Genomic DNA, 19,409 nt, shown 5'->3' on the forward strand with positions numbered 1-19,409 from the left:
GCTCAGGGCATCTCGGCGAGCCGGCGCTTCTCGGCCTCCACGTCGAAGTCGGCCTTCGGCCACTGCGGGTCCAATCGCTGCAGGTGCTCGAGGACGAGGTTGGTGACGGCGAGCCGGGCGTACCACTTGCGGTCGGCGGGGACGACGAACCACGGAGCCACCTCGGTCGAGCACTGGTCGACCGCGGCCTGGTAGGCCTCCTGGTAGTCGCCCCAGTGGGCCCGCTCGTCGAGGTCACCGGGGTTGAACTTCCAGTGCTTCTCCGGTCGTTCCAGCCGCTCGGACAGCCGCGCCTTCTGCTCGTCGCTCGAGATGTGCAGCATGACCTTGATGACGGTCGTCCCGGACTCGACGACCTTCTGCTCGAACGCGTTGATCTGGGCGTAGCGACGCGACCACTGCCCGCGCGGCACGAGGTCGTGGACGCGGACGATGAGCACGTCCTCGTAGTGCGACCGGTCGAAGACACCGATGTCCCCCGCACGCGGCAGGGCGTTGCGGATCCGCCACAGGAAGGGATGCCGCTTCTCCTCGGCGGTGGGCGCCTTGAACGACGTGATCTCGACGCCCTGCGGGTCGAACGCACCGACGACGTGGCGCATGATCCCGCCCTTCCCGGACGTGTCCATGCCCTGGATGATGAGCAGGACCGAGCGGGTGCCGCCCGCCCTCGACTCGGCGTAGAGGCGCTCCTGGAGGTCGGCGAGCCGGTCCCCCAGACCCGCCAGCTCCGCCTCCCCCGCTGCCTTGTCACCGTCGAAGCCCGGGGTCGACCGCGCGTCGAGCGCGAGCAGGTCGAAGCCCTCACCCGCGCGCAGTGCCGCGGTGTAGTCCGTCGGGGCCGTGTCTCTCGCGCTCTTCGTCTTCGCCATCTCGGCATCCTGTCAGGCGCGGCGCGGTCCATGGGGTGCCAGACTCGCCCGATGCGACTCCTCCTCGACACGCGTTCGCGGCAGCTTCCCACCGGGGTCCTCACCGACGACGACCTCGCCGGGCTCTATGCCTGGCCCGACGGCGGCGGCGTCCGCGCCAACTTCGTGTCGACCCTCGACGGGTCCGGAGTCGGAGGGGACGGCCGCAGCGGGTCGATCAACACCGAGGCCGACGGGCGGGTCTTCCACCTCCAGCGCGGCCTCGCCGACTGCGTCCTCGTGGGGGCCGGGACCGCCCGCGCAGAGGGCTACCGACGTGGCCCGACGCCGATCGTCGTCGTCAGCCGCAGCGGCCGCCTCCCCGAGTCGCTGGCGACCGGCCCCGGGGACGTCGTGCTCGTCACGTGCGCGTCGTCGGGCCGCGTCGGGGGGCCCGAGGTGTGGGTCGAGGGCGACGACGCGGTCGACCTCCCTGCCGTCGTGGCCCGGCTGCGCGAGGCCGGGATGCCGCGCGTCCTCACCGAGGGCGGTCCGCGGCTCTTCCACGACCTCCTCGACGCCGGCGTGGTCGACGAGCTGGCCCTGACCCTCGCCCCGCGGATCGTTGGCGGGGACCACACGAGGGTGGTGGCCGGCGACCCGCTGGGCGGGACGTCAGGGCTCGACGCCGAGCTCGTCCACCTCGTCGAGGAGGACGGCTCCGTCCTCGGCCTCTGGCACCTCCCCCGCGCCCGACTCGCCAATTCCTCCCCTCCGGGCCGCGACACACACGGCGTGTCTGGCCCTACGGGGAGGAATTGGCGAGTTGGGGACGGGTGGCGGGAGGACGGGGCGGGGGTGCGGGTGGGGTCAGGTGGAGGCGAGGAGCTCCAGGGCTCGGAGCCGGTCGTCGAGCCCGGTGGCCGCGTTGGTGACCATGACCTCGTCGGCGCGCGCGTGCTCCGCGAACCGGTCGAGGTAGTCCCGCACGGTCGAGAGGTCGCCCACCGCGGAGTAGGTCATCATGTGTCGGGCCTGCGCGGCGACCGGTGAGTCCATGAGCCCGTCGACGGCAGCGTCGTCGAGCCGGCCGGCATACGCCGGGACACGCGAGGCCAGCGCACGCACCCGGGAGCGGAGCACGGACGCGGCCATCGCCTCGGCGTGCTCCTGCTCGTCGGCGACGACGACGTTGACCGCCGCGATGACGTAGGGCTCGGACCGCTGGGCCGACGGGCGGAAGTCGCGCCGGTAGACCTCGACGGCCTGCTGGAGCGCATCGGGTGCGAAGTGGCTCGCGAACGCGTACGGCAGGCCGAGCGCCGCCGCGAGCTGCGCGCCGAAGAGCGAGCTGCCGAGGATGTAGAGCGGCACCTTCGTCCCACGCCCGGGGATCGCCTGGATCGTCGGCACGAGGCTCTCGTCGGAGAGGTAGCCCTGGAGCTCGAGGACGTCGTCGGGGAAGCGCTCCGAGGCGCGCGGGTCGACCCGCAGGGCCCGGGTGGTCACCTGGTCGCTGCCGGGCGCCCGGCCCAGACCGAGGTCGATGCGTCCCGGGTGCAGCTCGGCCAGGGTGCCGAACTGCTCGGCGATGACGAGCGGCGAATGGTTCGGCAGCATGACACCACCGGAGCCGACGCGGAGGCGCTCGGTGCGGGCGGCGACGTGCGCGAGCAGGACGGCGGTGGCCGCCGACGCGATCGAGGGCATGTTGTGGTGCTCGGCGAACCATAGGCGTTCGAAGGTGCCGAGGGAGTCGGCCTTCTGCGCCAGCGTCGTGCTGACCTCGAGGGCCTCCCCGATCGGCTGGTCGCGTCCGACGGTGGCGAGGTCGAGCAGCGAGAGCCGCGGTCCTGCGGCGCTCACGCGGGCACCGCCACGCGGTCGCGGGCGCGGTCGCCGTCGGTGGACGGAGCGGTCGCCTCGTCCTCGTCGAGCTCGAGACGGGCGTCGGCGCCGCCGAAGGTGTTGGCGTCGTAGACGTCCTGGTCGAGCAGCCCGTTGCGCTTGGCGACGATCGTCGGGATGAGGGCCTGGCCGGCGACGTTGGTCGCCGTGCGGATCATGTCGATGATCGGGTCGATGGCGAGCAGCAGCCCGACACCCTCGAGGGGAAGGCCGAGGGTGGACAGCGTCAGCGTGAGCATGACGACGGCACCGGTGAGTCCCGCGGTGGCCGCGGACCCGACGATGGAGACGAACGCGATGAGCAGGTAGTCGGTGACGCCGAGGTCGACGCCGAACAGCTGCGCGACGGTGATCGCGGCCAGGGCCGGGTAGATCGCGGCGCAGCCGTCCATCTTCGTCGTCGCGCCGATCGGCACGGCGAACGAGGCGTAGTCACGCGAGACGCCGAGGTTGTGGGTGACGACGCGCTGGGTGAGCGGGAGCGTGCCGATCGAGCTGCGCGATACGAAGGCGAACTGGATCGCGGGCCAGGCACCGGCGAAGAACTTCACCGGGTTGAGGCCGTTGGCTCGGGCGACGATCGGGTAGATGACGAGCAGCACGATGGCGCAGCCGAGGTAGACGTCGGCGGTGAAGATCGCGAGCGGACCGAGGAGGTCCCAGCCGTAGTTCGCCACGGCCGAGCCGATGAGGGCCGCGGTGCCGAGCGGCGACAGCTTGATGACCCACCACACGAGCTTGCTGAAGACCTCGAGGGCGCTGCGGGTGAGGTTGACGAAGGGCTCGGCCTTGGCGCCCACGGAGAGGCACGCCGCGCCGATCGCGATGCCGAGCACGACGAGCTGGAGGATGTTGAACGACGGGCTGGAGCTCAGGGCTCCCCCGTCCTCGGCGGACGTCGAGACCTCGAGCCCGAGGAAGTTGCCCGGCACGATCGAGGTGAGGAAGTCGAGCCAGCTGCCGGTGCTGCTCGGGGCCTCGCCGGCCGCGGTGTCGAGCGTCGCGTTGGCACCGGGGTTGGTGACGAGGCCAAGGGTGATGCCGACGACGACCGAGGCGGCGGCGGTGACGGCGAACCACACGAGGGTCTCGACGGCGAGCCGGGCGGCGTTGGTGACCTGCCGGAGGTTCGCGATCGAGACGATGATCGCGGTGAGCACGAGCGGGACGACGATGACCTTGAGCAGCTGGACGAAGATCCCGCCGACGGTCTTGAGGGTCTCGGCGAGCCACGCCTGGTCGAACTGGCGGGCGACGAAGCCGAGGACGACACCGAGGACGAGGCCGACGAAGACCTGCGCCCAGAACGGCACGCTGGGTCGGCCCGATCGGCCCGATCGGCCTGATCGTCGGATGGCGGGCGACGCGGGCGTGACGGCGTCAGGGGTGCTGGCGGACATGGAGGAGCTCCTGGGTCAGGGGTGGGGCGGACGGGGCGGACGCGGTGAGGACCGTCAACGGTCGCTGGCGTCGAGCCTCAGGTCCACGTGCAGCCGCCGCCAGAGGGCGGGGGTCGGCTTGAGGATGCTCACGAGGGCGCCAACCGTCCCCGCGCGGGGGCTATTCCCGGGCCAGGTCCCCGGACACGCCCCCGGCCACGTCCGCGGCCACGTCCGCAGCTACGTCCGCGGCCACGAAGTCACGCACGAGCCGCTCCCACCGCTCGGGCTCGGTGTTCCACTCCTTGCAGTGCCGCGCCACGCGCCACTCCTCGTAGGTCACGAGGTCGGGTCGGTGCTGCGCGAGCTGCCGCGACGGCCCCACCGGGACGAACTCGTCGTCGGCGGAGTGGATGAGCAGGATGGGATGCGTGAGCTCGTCGGCGCGGCGCACCCAGTCGGTGCGGGCGACGTCGACGGACTCGTGGACACCGACGAGGCGCCTCCCCCAGCGCCGGCCCATCATCGTGCGCGAGAGCGACCCGACGCCACGGGGAACGCGGTGCAGCCGGGCGTGATGGGCGAGCACGTCGCCCCAGTCGATGACCGGGCCGTCGAGCACGACCCGTGACACGACGACGGCCCACGGCGACCGGTCGAGGAACTGGAGCACGATCGCGCCGCCCATGGACCAGCCGACCAGCAGGACCTCCTCGGCCCCCGAGCGAACGGCGTGCTCCACGGCCGCCTCGATGTCGCGCCACTCCGAGAGCCCGAGGTTGTAGCGCCCGTCCGGCCCGGCCGGGACGTCCTCGTCGTTGCGGTAGGTCGGCACGAGCGTGGTCCACCCCGCGGCGTGCAGCACCGGCAGCGCACGCAGGGTCTCCTGCCGCTGGGCGCCGCGGCCGTGCACGAGCACGGCCCAGCGGGACCCGGTGCCACCCTCCGCCGGGACGAGCCAGGCCGGCATCGGGCCGAGCTCTCCGTCGACGTGGACGTGCTCGCTGCGCAGCCCGAGCGCCGTGTCGGGAGTGCCGGCGTAGTAGTACCCGTCCAAGCGGGCGCCGCCGGGGCGCAGCTCTCCGGCGTCGACACCGAGCACCTCGCGCGCGACCGTGTCCTCGGCGACGTCGGTGTCGACCAGGGCGCCGAGTCGCGCGTGGCCGCGGCCGCCGTCGAGCCACAGGCCGTAGCGGCCCGGCACCACGGTCTCCGCGGTCGCCGACAGCACGACGCGCCCGGGGCGGACGTCGAGGATCTCGACGTCGTCCGGCCGGTTGCGCTCGGGAGTGAGCACCCGGCGCGCGAAGTATGCCGCGGCGGCGAGCGAGCCCGCGGCGCTCGCGACCGTCGTGGTTGCCCCCACGGCGGCGGCGGCCAGCGACGCCCGGCGCAGGCCGGACATCTCAGGCATCGAGCACGTCGGCGAGGTCGTAGGAGACCGGCTCCTCCAGCTGGGAGTACGTGCAGGACTCCGGCTCGCGGTCGGGGCGCCAGCGCACGAACTGGGCGGTGTGGCGGAAGCGCGCGCCCTCCATGTGGTCGTAGCGCACCTCGACGACGCGTTCGGGGCGCAGCGGTGTGAACGAGAGGTCCTTGCCCACCGCCCACCTGGACCCGGCGGCGTTCTGCGGGGTCCGCGTGCCCTCCTCCTGCTTCGCCCAGGCCCAGGGGTGGTCGTCGAAGTCGGTGACGAGCGGCTGGAGCTCCTCGAAGAGCTCCTGGCGCCGGGCCATCGGGAACGCGCCGATGACTCCGACGCTGGTCAGGGTGCCCTCGTCGTCGTAGAGCCCCAGCAGCAGCGAGCCGATGACGTCGTCGCCGCTCTTGTGGGTGCGGTAGCCCGCCACCACGCAGTCGGCGGTCCGCTCGTGCTTGAGCTTGTGCATCGTGCGCTTGTCCGGCTCGTAGGTGCCGTCGAGCGACTTGACCATGAGGCCGTCGAGCCCGGCGCCCTCGAACTGCTCGAACCACTCCTGCGCCTGCGCCACCTCGCGCGTGGCAGGGGTGAGGTGGATGGGGGCGGCGACGTCGGCGAAGGCCTTCTCGAGCTCGGTCCGGCGGACCGCGAACGGCTCACCCATGAGGTCGCGCTCCCCCAGGGCGAGGAGGTCGAACGCCACGAAGCTCGCGGGCGTCTCCGCCGCGAGCTTCTTGACCCGGCTGGCGGCCGGGTGGATCCGCTGCTGCAGCAGGTCGAAGTCGAGCCGGTCCTCCCCGGGCCGGACGAGGATGATCTCGCCGTCGACGACGCACTTGTCGGGGAAGTTCGCGAGGACGGCCTCGACGACGTCGGGGAAGTAGCGGGTCATGGGCTTCTCGTTGCGGCTGCCGATCTCCACCTGGTCGCCGGAGCGGTAGATGATCGAGCGAAACCCGTCCCACTTCGGCTCGTAGCTGACCTCGCCCTCGATGAGCTTCTTGCTCGGCTTGGCGAGCATGGGCGAGATCGGCGGCACGACCGGCATACCCCACTGCTCACGCAGCTCCGCGTCACGTTCGGCCTTGGGCCGCATGTAGTCCTCGTCCGCGCGGTCCGTGCGCCGTTTGCTCGGCTGCACGCGCGGGGGCTCGCCGGGCATCTTCGGGTAGTCCGGGGGGAAGTTGAGCTCGCCGAGGCCGCGCTCGACGTCGGCGTCCCAGAGGGCCAGCGCCGGCAGCACGTCGCCGACGGTGTCGCCCATGCCCTCCCAGGCGTCACCCCGGTCGGCGACGATCTCGGGCACGGTGAGGACGGTGAAGTCGCCCGGGGCGACCGTCACGAGCTCCTCCCACGACACCGGCATCGACACGGGGGCGCCGCGAAGGGGCCGTGGGCTGTACGCCGAGGCGATGGTCCGGTCACGACAGGCCTGGTTGAAGTCGACGAACACGCGCTCCCCGCGTTCCTCCTTCCACCACGACGTCGTGACGAGGTCGGGGAGGCGGCGCTCCAGCTCGCGGGCGATGCCGATGACGCCGTGGCGCACGTCGAGGAACTCGTGGTCGGGCGCGACCCGGGCGAAGACGTGGACGCCGCGGTTCCCGGACGTCTTGGCCCACGCGGTGAGGCCGAGCTCCGCCATGAGCTCGCGCAGGGCGACCGCGGCCTCGACCGCGTCGGTGAAGGTACGACCCGGCTGGGGGTCGAGGTCGATCCGCAGCTCATCGGGGTTGTCGTTGTCGGCCGTCCGCACCGGCCACGGGTGGAAGGTGATGGTGTTCATCTGGACGGCCCACACGGCGGCGGCGACCTCGTCGACGACGAGCTGGTCGTGGCGGCGGCCGGACGGGTAGCGGCACGGCACGGTGCGGATCCATTCGGGCATGCCCTTGGGCGGGTTCTTCTGGTAGAACTCCTCGCCGTCGATCCCCTCCGGGAAGCGCTGGAGGGTGACCGGCCGGTCCCCGATCGCCCGCACCAGGGCGTCGCCGACCGAGACGACGTATGCCGCGAGGTCACCCTTGGTGATGCCGTCCCCGGGCCACATGAGCCGATCCGGGCTGGACAGCCGGACCTCGCGTGAGCCGTCCGGCCCGTCGATCTCCATCGTCGTCGCACCCGTCATGGCCTCACCCTAGTGAGGCACCACGACACGCGAGCCGATCGCGCGTTCCGGCGCCGTCACCAGCCGAAACGACCCGATCCCGACGGCGCCCCGGGTTCCCAGAGTTTGCCGAACGCTTACCCGCCGGACTACAGACAAAAGTGTGCGAACGGCATACGGTCTGGGAGTTCACTCCCTGCCCTCGAAGGACTCCCTATGTCCGCATTCTCCCGTCGGACGTGCGCCGCCATCGCCGCGCCGCTCGTCGCCCTGCCGCTCGCCGGGGCCACCGCCCTGCTCACGGCCGCTCCCGCCAGCGCCGTGTCCACCACCGTCGTCATCTCCGAGGTCTACGGAGGTGGCGGCAACTCCGGCGCACCCTTCCAGAACGACTTCATCGAGCTGGGCAACCGCGCTTCGGCCCCGATCAGCCTCGCCGGCTGGAAGGTCGAGTACTTCTCGTCCGGTGGTGGCTCCGGAGGGTCGACGACCCTGTCCGGCAGCATCCCGGCGGGCAAGACCTACCTCATCAAGCAGGCCGCCGGCGCGGGCGCAGGCGCGGCGCTGCCGGAGCCTGACGCGAGCGGCAACGCCGCCATGAGCGGGACCAACGGTCGCGTCGACCTCTTCGACGCATCCGGCACGCTCGTCGACCGCGTCGGCTACGGCACGGCCAACCTCTTCGAGGGCACCGCGACTCGCGCACTGTCGAACACGACCTCGGCAGCTCGCAACGCCACCTTCGTGGACTCCGACAACAATGCGGCGGACTTCACCGTCGGCGCACCGACGCCCGCGGCGTCGGGCGGCGGCGGGACCGACCCCGACCCCACTCCCGTCGTCACCAAGGCGTCGATCGCCGAGATCCAGGGCACCGGCCCGGTCTCCCCCATGGTCGGCAAGCAGGTCGAGACCACCGGTGTCGTCTCCGCGGTCTACCCGACCGGCGGCTTCAACGGCTTCTACCTGCAGACCCCGGGCACCGGCGGCACGACCGACGCCACCCCGGGCGCGTCCGACGGCATCTTCGTCTTCGGCACCACCGACGTCGCGGCCGGCCAGTGCTACACGGTCACCGCGTCCGTCGTGGAGTTCGGCACCCTCACCGAGCTGACCAAGCCGACCGTGGCCCCGGCCACCGACTGCGCCCCGGTCGCGCCCATCGCACTGCCCACCCTCCCGGTGACCGACGCCGACAAGGAGCAGTACGAAGGCATGCTCGTCCTGCCGCAGGGCACCTACACGATCACGAACAACTACGGACTCAACCAGTACGGCCAGGTCGGTCTCGCGGTCGGCGACGAGCCGCTCTACACGGCGACCGACGTCGTCCTCCCCGGAGCCGCTGCGACGGCATACGAGGCCGAGAACAAGAAGAAGTACGTCACCCTCGACGACGGCTCGAGCTGGGACTACATCCGCAACGAGATCGCCCAGGACTCCCCGCTGCCCTACCTCTCGCAGGACGAGCCGATGCGCACCGGCTCGCAGGTCTCCTTCGCCAAGCCGGTCATCCTCGACTACCGCTTCCAGTGGAACTACCAGCCCACCGGGCAGGTCGTCGGCGCGACCGACTCCGACGACCCGGTGACCACGGAGAACGACCGTGAGTTCACGGCCCCCGCCGTCGGCGGCAACCTCAAGCTCGCGACCTTCAACGTCCTCAACTACTTCCCCGACCTGGGGGCCACCGAGGACACCTACAAGAACTGCCCGTACTTCGCCGACCGCGACGGCAACCCGGTGACGACGAACTTCTGCGAGGTTCGCGGCGCGTGGACCCCGGAGGCGTTCAAGGACCAGGAGACCAAGATCGTCACGGCGATCAAGGGTCTCGGGGCCGACGTCATCTCGCTCGAGGAGATCGAGAACTCCGCGCGGATCAGCTACCTGCCGGGCCAGCCCCGGGACAAGGCCCTCGCCACACTCGTCACCGCGCTCAACGCCGGTGGCGGCCAGTGGGCCCACGTCGCCTCGCCGACCGTGACGCCGAGCAACGAGGACGTCATCCGCACGGCGTTCATCTACCGCAAGGACCGGGTCAAGCCGCTCGAGGCCTCGCAGATCCTGCTCGACGGGGCGTTCGCCAACGCGCGCTACCCGCTCGCGCAGAAGTTCAAGGCGCTCAACGCGGGCAGCCCGTTCGTCGTCATCGCCAACCACTTCAAGTCCAAGGGCTCGGGCGCGGACGACGGCACCGGCCAAGGCAACGCCAACCCCTCGCGGGTGGAGCAGGCCAAGGCCCTGACGACGTGGGCGAACACCCAGTTCGCCGACGAGGCGGTCTTCCTCGTGGGTGACTTCAACGCGTACTCCAGGGAGGACCCGATCCGCATCATCGAGGCGGCCGGCTTCACCAACCTGGCGAAGGCGTTCGACGAGGGCTCGGCGAGCTACCAGTTCGACGGGCGCCTCGGCTCCCTCGACCACGGGTTCGCCAACGCCAAGGCCCTGAAGATGGTCACCGGCGCCGGAGTCTGGGACATCAACGGTGACGAGTCCGTCGCGATGCAGTACTCGCGTCGCAACTACAACGTGACCGACTTCTTCGCCGCGACGCCGTTCTCGTCGTCCGACCACGACCCGCTGCTCATCGGGCTGCAGGTCAACGGTCGCGGTCCGCGCTGACGCCGGCCTGACGCACGACCCTCGAGGCCCCCGGGAACGATCCCGGGGGCCTCGTGGTTACCTCTTGTCATGGAGCCCACGAACCGCACGTATGCCGTCACCAAGTCCGACGAGGAGTGGCGCGCCGAGCTGAGCCCGGAGGAGTACTCCGTCCTTCGCGAGGCCGGCACCGAGCGCCCCTACGCCGGTGAGTACACCGACACCAAGACCGAGGGCGTGTACTCGTGCCGCGCCTGCGGGGCCGAGCTGTTCACGTCGACGACGAAGTTCGACAGCCACTGCGGCTGGCCGTCCTTCTACAGCCCGCTGGCCGGCGAGTCCGTCGAGCTCCTCGAGGACTCGTCGCTCCCGGGCCGTCCCCGCACCGAGGTGCGCTGTGCGACCTGCGGCAGCCACCTCGGCCACGTCTTCGAGGGTGAGGGCTACGAGACGCCGACGGACCAGCGGTTCTGCATGAACAGCATCGCGATGAACCTCCGTCCCGCCTCCCCCGACGCCTGACCCTGGGACCGTTTCCCGCCGTCCCCGTTAAACGGTTCCGGAGCAAGGGTTCCGTTCCCTTGCTCCGGAACCGTTTGCCTTGCCCGCAGCCCGCAGCCGGCAGCCCGCAGCCGGCAGCCCAGGTGTCAGGTGTCAGGCGCTGACCGCGGGCATCGCCCGCCGCACCTTGGCGGAGGCCTTGCCCGGCGTCTCGAGGTCCGACCACGTGACCCGCACGACGATCTTGCCCGCGGCCCGCATGTCGTCCTCGCGTCGCTTCTCCCGCCACAGGACCTGAGGGTCCCCGTCGGCGTACTTCATCTTCCCGTCGACCTCGATGAGCACGTTGGTCCCCTCGACGCCGAAGTCGGCTCGCCCGATGACCGACCCGTCCCAGTCCCGGACGAGGACCTGCGAGACGACGCGTATGCCGTGTGAATGGAACTCGACGCGGGCTCGGCTCTCTGCCACGGACTCGGCCTTGGCGTCGACGTGCGTCATCGTCGCCCGCGGACGGTGCGAGCGTGCCCACGTCGCGACGGCGTCGACAGCCGCCTGGAGCTCATCCATCGACACCATCCCACGGTGGAGCGCCGCGTCCGCGGACACGACGCCCTGGACGATCCCGTGGTCCATGCACAGCTGCACCAGCGCTTCGGCCAGCGGCACGGTCGGCCCCCACGGTCCGTCGACGGGCGTGCCTCGGAGGGGCCGAACCCGGTAGGGCCTGGTTCCCGCCTGTCGCTCGATCGGCCGAAGCAGGTCCGGTCGGTCGAGTCGGCAGCCCCAGACCGGGAGACCGTGGGCCAGGACCGCGGTGACCCCGGTGAGCACCGCGTCCGGGTAGAGCAGGTGGGCCCCGGCGGCCAGGTGGCGTTGCCACGGAACCGCCTCGGTGTCGACAAGGGCGGACACGGCATACAGCCCTCGCGCCGGATGGCGCACGGAACCGGAGCGGACCGCCTCACGCAGACCCTTGCGTCCGACCCCGAGGTCGGCGGCCTGCTTCGTCGTGAACATGCCGTGCTGGCCACCAGCGATGCGAACGAGGTCGTCGAGGTACATGCCAGCAATCTCGGCGCTGGACCGCGGTCGCCGGAAGCCCACCCGCCGCCACCTGTGGACGCCCGGGCCGGGACGACGGGGCTGTGGACAGCCCGGGGCACCTCAGCCGCTGGCCACTGAGCAAGGGCAACAGTTCCCGGGCAACGGAACAGTCCCGTTGCCCGGGAACCGTTTTCCGGGGACGGCGGGAAAGGGGTGGCGGGTGGGGAGGGTCGGTCAGCGCTGGCGGGCGACGAGGTCCGCGACCGCGACGCGCGGGCCGGTGAAGAACGGGACCTCCTCGCGCACGTGCAGCCGCGCCCGGGAGGGCCGCAGCTCACGCATGAGGTCGACGATCCGGTGCAGCTCGTCGGCCTCGAACGCGAGGATCCACTCGTAGTCGCCGAGGGCGAACGACGAGATGGTGTTGGCGCGCACGTCGGGGAACTCCCGCGCCATCTGCCCGTGCTCGCGCAGCATGTCGCGGCGCTCGGCGTCCTCGAGGAGGTACCACTCGTAGGACCGCACGAACGGGTAGACGCAGACGTAGTCGCGGGGTTCCTCGCCGGCCAGGAACGCCGGGACGTGGCTCTTGTTGAACTCCGCCGGCCGGTGCAGGGCGGCGTTGGACCACACCGAGGACAGGTGCCCGCCGAACTCGGTGCGCAGCAGCCGGTGGTACGCGTCCTGCAGGTCCTCGATCCGCTCGGCGTGCCACCAGACCATGAGGTCGGCGTCGCCGCGCAGCCCGGCCACGTCGTAGAAGCCGCGCACGACGACGTCGCGGGACTCGAGCTCGGCGACGAGCTCCTCCACCTCGGCCGTCATCGCGGCGCGGTCGTCCTTGCCGAGCGGCTCGGTCACCTCGAACACCGACCACATCGTGTAGCGGATCGTCTCGTTGATCTCGCGCATCTGGGCGGGCGTGGGCTTGCTCGGGGCGGGACGACCGGTGGGGGTGCTCATGCGGTCATTCTCCCGCCCGCGCCGCGACCGCCGTCAGGTGGGTCGTGGTCGCCTCCGCCGCAGCATGTGCCGACGCGATGACGGCCGGGATCCCGATGCCCTGGTATGCCGCGCCGGCCACCTCGAGGCCCGGCACCGTCGCGAGGGCCCGGGTCACCCGCGCCACGCGCTCGTGGTGACCGACCGTGTACTGCGGCAGCCCGCCACCCCAGCGCTGGACGTGACCCTCCAGCACCGTGAGTGGCGCGGCACCGACGGCCTCGGCGATCTCGCGGGTCGCCAGCCCGACGAGCTCGGTGTCGTCGCGCTGCAGCGACGCGGTCTCGCCCGCTCGCCCGACCGACGCCCGCACGTATGCCGTGTCGTCACCTTCGTCGGCCAGCCACCCCCACTTCGCCGAGCTGAAGGTGCTGGCCTTGATGCCCCGGCCGTCGACCGGGGGGACGAGGAAGCCCGAGCCGTCCCAGCCGGCGACCTCCGACCGCGGGACGGCGAGGGTGATGACGGCGACGGAGGCCATCTCCACCTCGCCGAGCGCCGCACCGGCGTCCGGGGCGACCGGCGCGAGCAGCCGAGCGGCGGCGGGAGGTGGGACGGCGACGACGACGGCGTCGGCTGCGAGGCGGCGCGGGGCGGTCGTCGGGCCGGTGAGGACCGACCAGCCGTGGGGGGTGCGCTCCAGGCCGCGGACGGTCACGCCGACCTCGACCCGGCCGCCGCGCCGCTCGACGTCCTCGGCGAGCAGGTCCGCGAGCCGGCCCACGCCCCCGACGAGCCCCGCGAACGGCGGCCGGGGCGCGGTCTCCGCGGCCGACACGGACGGCGCGGACGACGAGCCACCCGCGACGGCGGGGCGTGGCTCGAGCAGCGACCCGCGTCGGCTCGCGATCTCCCAGACTCCCGGCATCGTCGCGCGCAGGGAGAGCCGACGGGCGTGACCGGCATACACCCCGCCGAGCATCGGTTCGACGAGCCGCTCCACGACGGCCTCACCGAGGCGGGCGGCGACGTACTCCCCCACGGACACGTCGTCACCGACCTCGGGCGCGGGGGCCTCGGCGCGCATCCGGCGCTCCTCGGCCTCGTCGAGCAGCCCGGCGACCACGGAGTCGGCGAACGGCACCCCGACCCGGGTGCGCGGCAACGGGTGCAGGACCCCTCGCGACCACACGCGCGCCGAGGTCGTCGTCGGGGTGACGACGTCGTCGGGGTCGGCGAGGTCGGCGAGGAGCGCCGTGGCCTCGGGCCGCAGGGCGAGCACGGCCTCGGCCCCGACGTCGACGAGGTGGCCGCCCACCTCGACGCGACGCAGCTTGCCGCCCACGCGGTCCGCGGCGTCGAGGACGACGACCCGGATGCCCGGTGCGGCCAGCAGCACGTCGCGGGCGACGGTCAGCCCGGCCAGACCCCCGCCGACGACGACGACGGTGGGCTCGGGGCGGCTCGCGTCGGTCACCTCGTCACTCTCTCACCGGGCGTCACCAAGTCGTGACCCGCACCGAGGGAACCGGGGGACGGCCACGCGTCGTCGAAGCCTCGACAACCGCAGCTGCCGGGGTCCGCCCCGAGAAGTGGAGAGCACCATGCGCACCTCGGTTCTTCGCCGGCCCGCCTCCCGGCGTCGACGCATCACCGCCCTCTCCCTCGCCGCCCTGCTCGCTCTGGGCGGCCTCTCGGCCTGTGCGGGGAGCTCCGACGACGCAGGCAGCGACACCAGCGGGTCCGCGGTGGTCGACCAGTCCGAGGTCGCCCCGCAGCCGGCCGACGGCGACCGTTCCGCCGGCTTCGCGGGCGACGCCAAGGGCGAGATCGCCCCCGACGCCGTGCGGGTCGGCACCGGCGACAAGCTCGTCCGTCGCGCCAGCCTCCAGCTCAAGGTCGGCTCGCTGCGCGGCTCGGCCGAGCGGATCCGCTCGATCGCCACCACCCAGGGCGGCGCGGTCGTGTCGGAGGAGCTGTACTCGTCGCGGGGGACGGGCGCCGACACCGCGGGGTCGATCACCATCAACGTGCCCGCCAGCTCGCTCGAGTCGACGATCGGGCTCATCGAGAAGGTCGGCGACGTGCAGTTCCGCTCCAGCTCGAGCGAGGACGTCACGGCGACCTACGTCGACACCGAGGCCCGGGTGAAGTCGCTCACCGAGAGCGTCGGCCGCATCCGCGACCTGCTCGCGACCGCGAAGAACATCAGCGACCTCGTCGCCCTCGAGAACGAGCTGTCCCGGCGCCAGGCCGAGCTCGACGGACTCACGGCCCAGCTCACCAACCTCAAGGACGCCGTGGCGATGTCGCCGATCTCCATCACCCTCTCGACCGACGACTTCGAGCCGGTGACGGCGGGTGGGTTCCTGTCGGGCCTGCGGTCCGGGTGGGCGGCGTTCCTCTCGTCGCTGTCGGTCCTGGCCACGGCCCTCGGCGCAGTGCTGCCGTTCGCGCTCGCCGGTGCCCTGGTCGGCGTCCCCGCCGTGATGTGGTGGCGGCGCCGACGGGTCGGCACCGTGCCGGTCCTCGCCCACCCCGGCGGGACGCCGCCCTCGGCCTCAGCGGGCTGAGTGCTCGTGCACGACCTCGACGATCCGGGTGAGGACGTCGGGGTCGGTGTGCGGGGGGACGCCGTGGCCGAGGTTGAAGATGTGCCCCGGGGCGCCGCGTCCCTCGTCGAGGATCGCGCGGACCTTGGCCTCGACGACCTCCCACGGGGCGCCGAGGAGGGCGGGGTCGAGGTTGCCCTGGACGGCATACGCGTCACCGAGCCGGGCGACGGCGTCGGTGAGCGAGAGACGGAAGTCGACACCCACGACGTCGGCACCGGCCTCGCCCATGAGGTCGAGCAGCTCCCCGGTCCCGACGCCGAAGTGGATGCGTGGCACCCCGAGCCCGTCGACGGCGGCGAGCGCGGCAGCGGAGTGGCGCTGGACGTGCGTGACGTAGTCGGCCCGGGGCAGGGCGCCGACCCAGGAGTCGAAGAGCTGGACGGCGCTCGCACCGGCCTCGACCTGGACGCGCAGGAAGGCGCCGGAGATCTGGGCCAGGCGCTCGCACAGGTCGTTCCAGAGCTGGGGGTCGCCGTGCATGAGCGCCTTGGTGTGCTCGTGGGTCTTGGAGGGACCGCCCTCGACGAGGTAGGACGCCAGGGTGAAGGGCGCCCCGGCGAAGCCGATGAGCGGGGTCGCACCGAGCTCGGCGACGAGGCGGCTCACCGACTCGGTGATGTCGGGGATCGCGTCGGGGGCGAGGGCCGGCAGGCGGTCGAGGTCGGCGCGGGTGCGGAACGGCGCCGGGACGACGGGTCCGGTGCCCGGGACGATGTCGACGTCGACGCCGACCGCAGCGAGCGGGACGACGATGTCGGAGAAGAAGATCGCGGCGTCGACCTTGTGCCGGCGGACGGGCTGGAGGGTGATCTCGGTGACGAGGTCCGGCGTCCGGCAGGCCTCGAGCATGGCCGTGCCCTCACGCAGCTCGCGGTACTCGGGCAGGGACCGGCCGGCCTGCCGCATGAACCACACGGGGGTGTGCGGCACGGGCTGGCGGGTGGCGGCAAGGACGAGCGGGCTGTCGGCGATCACCGCGTGATCCTCTCACCACCCCCTTGCGTCTGCGGATGTGGTGGCTCCAGCCACCGAAGGCGCAGACGCAAGGGGGTGGTGCGTCAGAGGGAGATGACGGCGGCCCCGAGCAGGGCGCAGGCGACACCGGCGACCTGGATCGGCCGGAGCCGCTCCTTGAGGACGAGACGGGCGAGCAGGATCGTCGCGACCGGGTAGAGCGACCCGAGCACCGCGGCGATGCTCACCTGCCCCCGGGACGACGCCGTCGCGAACAGGGCGTTGGCGAGCAGGTCGGCGCACCCGATGAGGGTCAGCGGGACGAGGTCGCGCACCCGGACGCCGCCGACCGAGCGCAGCACGAGCGCGGCGACGACGAACAGGGCCACCGACGTGCAGCGCATCCCCCACAGCGTCATGAGCAGGGAGTCGCGCGCCCCGCGGTCGAGCGCGAACAGCGCCATGCCGAAGCACGCGGCCGCGACCCCGGCGAGGACCACCGGCCTCGCGGACACCTCGCCGGACAGCTCCGGCCCGGACGCGAGGACGATCCCGACGACGGCGACGACGATCCCGACCCACACCCACGGCGACGGCGCCTCCCCCGAGGCGACGCCGAGGCCCACCGGGACGAGCACGCCCATCGACGCGATCGGGGCGACGACCCCCATCGTGCCGCTGGCCAGTGCCGTGTAGAACGCGACGAGGCCGGACGACCCCGAGACCCCGGCGAGCATCGCCCACCCCACCCACTCGCCCCACTCGGGCGGGTGGCCCAGGGCCAGCCGTACGAGGACGACGACGCTGAGCACGAGGAGGGCGAGCCCCTGGGTCGTCCCCACGACGGCGACGGCGGGCAGGCGCTTGGCGACAAGCCCGCCGAAGAAGTCCGAGGTCCCCCACACCGCCGAGGAGGCGAGGGCGAGGACGGCGAGCATGGGCGCAGCCTAGGGGTGACGTCCGGCGTGGCCTCACCCACGGACCCAGCCGACCGGCATACGCTCTCTGGGTGGCAACCCGCTCCCTTCCCGGCCGCGAGTCCCCGGAGTTCACCGAGGCCCTCGAGGCCCTCCGGCACGCCAGGTTGCGTCCCGAGATCCGCATCACCGAGGTGCCCGCTCCCCAGCGCATCGCCCCGTATGCCGTCGCCCTCACCGCCGACGTGCTCGGCGCCGCCGACGACGACGAGGAGCTCGCGTCCGGCCGGTTCGTCCTCCTGCACGACCCCTCGGCGCCCGAGCCGTGGGGCGGGCAGTGGCGCGCGGTGACGTTCGCGCGGGCCGAGCTCGAGCCCGAGCTGGCCGCGGACCCGCTGCTCGGCGAGGTCGGCTGGTCGTGGCTCATGGACTCCCTCGCGCTGCGCGGCGTGGAGGCCACCGCCGAGGCCGGCACCGTGACCCGCGTCGTGAGCCAGAGCTTCGCCGCTCTGGCCGACCGCCCGGCCAGCGTCGAGATGGAGGTGCGCGCGTCGTGGACGCCCATCGGCCCCGACGCGGGAGCGCACCTGCTCGCGTGGTCGGACCTGCTCTGCACCATCGCCGGCCTGCCGCCGCTGCCGGAGGGCGTGGTGGCCCTGCCCGGACCGCGACGCTGACATGAGCGAGACCACCACCGCCTCCGCCGACTCCGACGAGCCCGACTCCGACGAGCCGGGCTCGGTCGACTCGCCCGAGGCGCCCGTCGAGCCGCAGGCCCCGGCGTCCGTCCCGCTGAACGAGCCGGCCGACGGCGTCCCGCACGTCGTCGAGACCGAGCGCGGCCTCACCGAGGCGGCCGCCGCGATCGCCGCCGGTGAGGGGCCCGTCGCCGTCGACGCCGAACGCGCGTCCGGCTACCGCTACGGCCAGCGCGCCTACCTCGTGCAGGTGCGGCGTGAGGGCTCGGGGACGTGGCTCATCGACCCGATCGCCTGCCCCGACCTGGCACCGCTCGACGAGGCCATCGGCCGGGCCGAGTGGATCCTGCACGCCGCGACCCAGGACCTCGCCTGCCTCGCCGAGGTCGGCCTGCGTCCGCGCCAGCTCTTCGACACCGAGCTCGCCGCACGGCTGCTCGGGCTCCCCCGCGTCGGCCTCGCCGCCGTCGTCGAGCACTACCTCGGGCTCGCGCTCGCCAAGGAGCACTCGGCGGTCGACTGGTCGACCCGGCCGCTGCCCGAGCCCTGGCTGCGCTACGCCGCGCTCGACGTCGAGGTCCTCACCGAGCTGCGCAACCTCATGGGCGTCGACCTCGCCCTGCAGGACAAGTCCGAGTGGGCCCGCCAGGAGTTCGAGGCGCTGCTGCGCTGGGAGCCGACCGAGCGGGTCGACCCGTGGCGGCGCACGAACGGCCTCAACACCATCCGCAGCCGTCGCGGCGTGGCCATCGTGCGCGAGCTCTGGTACGCCCGCGACGACATCGCCCAGGACCGCGACACCTCCCCGGGCCGCATCCTCCCCGATGCCGGCCTCATCGCGATCGGGATGCAGGCCCCCACGTCGACCGACGACCTCCCGCGCGGTCACCGCGCCATCGTGCGCTACGGCCGCCAGTGGGTGGCCGCCGTGAAGCGCGCGTCGGCCATCGACGAGGCGGACCTGCCGCCGCGCACCCTGCGCTCCGACGGTCCGCCGCCGGCCCGGTCGTGGGCCGACAAGGACCCCGTCGCCGCCGCCCGCCTCACCGAGGTGCGTGCCGAGCTCACGACCTTCGCCGAGCAGCACCGCATCCCCGTCGAGAACGTCTGCTCCCCCGACCCCCTGCGCCGGGTGGTCTGGCGCCCCCCGGCGGACCTGGACGTCGAGGGCTTCGCCGACGCCCTGCGCAGCCACGGCGTCCGCCAGTGGCAGGCCGACGTCGTCGCGCCCCTTCTGGCCAAGGCCTTCGAGAACCACCCCGACCCCGCCTGACCCCCTGCTGCGTTGCGTCCGCAACCATGGTCGGCTTCTCGACCACCTTTGCGGACGCCGCCGTATGCCGGCCTGCTGGCGTCCGCAACCCTGGTCGGCTTCTCGACCACCTTTGCGGACGCCGCCGTATGCCGGCCTGCTGGCGTCCGCAACCTTGGTCGGCTTCTCGACCACCCTTGCGGACGCTGCC

15 protein-coding genes and 1 pseudogene are annotated in these 19,409 nt (G+C 72.6%); 6 read left to right on the forward strand and 10 right to left on the reverse strand.

Translation table 11 applies throughout. The annotated features are described in order from the left end of the window. Positions 1-2 precede the first annotated feature (2 nt). Complete coding sequence (locus tag AC3EU2_RS17175; RefSeq protein ID WP_488177488.1) at positions 3-872, reverse strand: polyphosphate kinase 2 family protein; 870 nt, start codon at positions 870-872, stop codon at positions 3-5. A gap of 51 nt (positions 873-923) precedes the next feature. Between AC3EU2_RS17175 and AC3EU2_RS17180 the strand changes: the two are divergent. After that, positions 924-1,499: pseudogene (locus AC3EU2_RS17180) on the forward strand (dihydrofolate reductase family protein); the annotation flags it as partial. 222 nt (positions 1,500-1,721) lie between these two features. On the opposite strand, the gene AC3EU2_RS17185 reads toward AC3EU2_RS17180, so the two are convergent. The 4 genes from AC3EU2_RS17185 to AC3EU2_RS17200 form a co-directional block, all read right to left on the reverse strand. After that, entirely contained in the window at positions 1,722-2,717 is a 996-nt protein-coding gene (locus AC3EU2_RS17185; RefSeq protein WP_488177489.1) for an LLM class flavin-dependent oxidoreductase, read from the reverse strand. Next, positions 2,714-4,159: a dicarboxylate/amino acid:cation symporter gene (locus AC3EU2_RS17190; protein ID WP_488177490.1), complete on the reverse strand. Its 1,446-nt coding sequence runs from the start codon at positions 4,157-4,159 to the stop codon at positions 2,714-2,716. Before AC3EU2_RS17190 ends, AC3EU2_RS17185 begins: the two co-directional genes overlap by 4 nt. A 160-nt stretch (positions 4,160-4,319) precedes the next feature. Continuing rightward, positions 4,320-5,552: an alpha/beta hydrolase family protein gene (locus AC3EU2_RS17195; protein ID WP_488177491.1), complete on the reverse strand. Its 1,233-nt coding sequence runs from the start codon at positions 5,550-5,552 to the stop codon at positions 4,320-4,322. After that, on the reverse strand, positions 5,545-7,686 hold the full coding sequence (locus tag AC3EU2_RS17200; protein WP_488177492.1) for an ATP-dependent DNA ligase: 2,142 nt from the start codon (positions 7,684-7,686) through the stop codon (positions 5,545-5,547). The genes AC3EU2_RS17195 and AC3EU2_RS17200 overlap by 8 nt, the downstream gene beginning before the upstream one ends. Before the next feature lie 195 nt (positions 7,687-7,881). Here AC3EU2_RS17200 and AC3EU2_RS17205 point away from each other — a divergent pair, with 195 nt between their 5' ends. Both AC3EU2_RS17205 and msrB read left to right on the forward strand, forming a co-directional pair. After that, the gene (locus tag AC3EU2_RS17205) at positions 7,882-10,293 is read left to right on the forward strand and encodes an ExeM/NucH family extracellular endonuclease (protein WP_488177493.1); all 2,412 of its coding nucleotides are present in this window, start codon (positions 7,882-7,884) and stop codon (positions 10,291-10,293) included. Positions 10,294-10,362: 69 nt separating this feature from the next. Further along, positions 10,363-10,794: a peptide-methionine (R)-S-oxide reductase MsrB gene (gene msrB / locus AC3EU2_RS17210; RefSeq protein WP_488177494.1), complete on the forward strand. Its 432-nt coding sequence runs from the start codon at positions 10,363-10,365 to the stop codon at positions 10,792-10,794. 132 nt (positions 10,795-10,926) lie between these two features. Here msrB and AC3EU2_RS17215 read toward each other — a convergent pair whose 3' ends face one another. The 3 genes from AC3EU2_RS17215 to hemG form a co-directional block, all read right to left on the reverse strand. Continuing rightward, complete coding sequence (locus AC3EU2_RS17215; protein ID WP_488177495.1) at positions 10,927-11,838, reverse strand: type IV toxin-antitoxin system AbiEi family antitoxin domain-containing protein; 912 nt, start codon at positions 11,836-11,838, stop codon at positions 10,927-10,929. Between the two features lie 216 nt (positions 11,839-12,054). After that, positions 12,055-12,783, reverse strand: coding sequence for a hydrogen peroxide-dependent heme synthase (hemQ, locus tag AC3EU2_RS17220; RefSeq protein ID WP_488177496.1), 729 nt, complete (start codon positions 12,781-12,783; stop codon positions 12,055-12,057). Between the two features lie 4 nt (positions 12,784-12,787). After that, complete coding sequence (gene hemG / locus AC3EU2_RS17225) at positions 12,788-14,239, reverse strand: protoporphyrinogen oxidase (RefSeq protein WP_488177497.1); 1,452 nt, start codon at positions 14,237-14,239, stop codon at positions 12,788-12,790. A 127-nt stretch (positions 14,240-14,366) separates the two neighbouring features. On the opposite strand from hemG, the gene AC3EU2_RS17230 reads away from it, so the two are divergent. Beyond that, positions 14,367-15,335, forward strand: coding sequence for a DUF4349 domain-containing protein (locus AC3EU2_RS17230; RefSeq protein ID WP_488177498.1), 969 nt, complete (start codon positions 14,367-14,369; stop codon positions 15,333-15,335). On the opposite strand, the gene hemE is transcribed toward AC3EU2_RS17230, so the two are convergent. Together hemE and AC3EU2_RS17240 are read right to left on the reverse strand one after the other, a co-directional pair. Then, a complete protein-coding gene (hemE, locus tag AC3EU2_RS17235) occupies positions 15,324-16,352 on the reverse strand; it encodes a uroporphyrinogen decarboxylase (protein WP_488177499.1) in 1,029 nt (342 codons plus the stop codon). The two genes, AC3EU2_RS17230 and hemE, sit on opposite strands and share 12 nt — an antisense overlap. An 83-nt stretch (positions 16,353-16,435) precedes the next feature. Beyond that, positions 16,436-17,269, reverse strand: a complete 834-nt coding sequence (locus AC3EU2_RS17240; RefSeq protein ID WP_488177500.1) for an EamA family transporter — start codon at positions 17,267-17,269, stop codon at positions 16,436-16,438. Between the two features lie 71 nt (positions 17,270-17,340). Here AC3EU2_RS17240 and AC3EU2_RS17245 point away from each other — a divergent pair, with 71 nt between their 5' ends. Both AC3EU2_RS17245 and AC3EU2_RS17250 read left to right on the forward strand, forming a co-directional pair. Then, a complete protein-coding gene (locus AC3EU2_RS17245) occupies positions 17,341-17,925 on the forward strand; it encodes a DUF3000 domain-containing protein (protein ID WP_488177501.1) in 585 nt (194 codons plus the stop codon). 1 nt (position 17,926) lies between these two features. Next, entirely contained in the window at positions 17,927-19,219 is a 1,293-nt protein-coding gene (locus AC3EU2_RS17250; RefSeq protein WP_488177502.1) for an HRDC domain-containing protein, read from the forward strand. The last annotated feature ends 190 nt before the right edge of the window (positions 19,220-19,409 follow it).

Source organism: Knoellia sp. B-D-2, from assembly GCF_057714695.1.

What these genes read in the sequence shown, in the direction of transcription:
- AC3EU2_RS17175 (WP_488177488.1), bottom strand. Translation starts at nt 872, where the DNA reads ATGGCGAAGACGAAGAGCGCGAGAGACACGGCCCCGACGGACTACACC.
- AC3EU2_RS17190 (WP_488177490.1), bottom strand. Translation starts at nt 4,159, where the DNA reads ATGTCCGCCAGCACCCCTGACGCCGTCACGCCCGCGTCGCCCGCCATC.
- AC3EU2_RS17195 (WP_488177491.1), bottom strand. Translation starts at nt 5,552, where the DNA reads ATGCCTGAGATGTCCGGCCTGCGCCGGGCGTCGCTGGCCGCCGCCGCC.
- AC3EU2_RS17200 (WP_488177492.1), bottom strand. Translation starts at nt 7,686, where the DNA reads ATGACGGGTGCGACGACGATGGAGATCGACGGGCCGGACGGCTCACGC.
- AC3EU2_RS17205 (WP_488177493.1), top strand. Translation starts at nt 7,882, where the DNA reads ATGTCCGCATTCTCCCGTCGGACGTGCGCCGCCATCGCCGCGCCGCTC.
- msrB (WP_488177494.1), top strand. Translation starts at nt 10,363, where the DNA reads ATGGAGCCCACGAACCGCACGTATGCCGTCACCAAGTCCGACGAGGAG.
- AC3EU2_RS17215 (WP_488177495.1), bottom strand. Translation starts at nt 11,838, where the DNA reads ATGTACCTCGACGACCTCGTTCGCATCGCTGGTGGCCAGCACGGCATG.
- hemQ (WP_488177496.1), bottom strand. Translation starts at nt 12,783, where the DNA reads ATGAGCACCCCCACCGGTCGTCCCGCCCCGAGCAAGCCCACGCCCGCC.
- AC3EU2_RS17230 (WP_488177498.1), top strand. Translation starts at nt 14,367, where the DNA reads ATGCGCACCTCGGTTCTTCGCCGGCCCGCCTCCCGGCGTCGACGCATC.
- AC3EU2_RS17240 (WP_488177500.1), bottom strand. Translation starts at nt 17,269, where the DNA reads ATGCTCGCCGTCCTCGCCCTCGCCTCCTCGGCGGTGTGGGGGACCTCG.
- AC3EU2_RS17250 (WP_488177502.1), top strand. Translation starts at nt 17,927, where the DNA reads ATGAGCGAGACCACCACCGCCTCCGCCGACTCCGACGAGCCCGACTCC.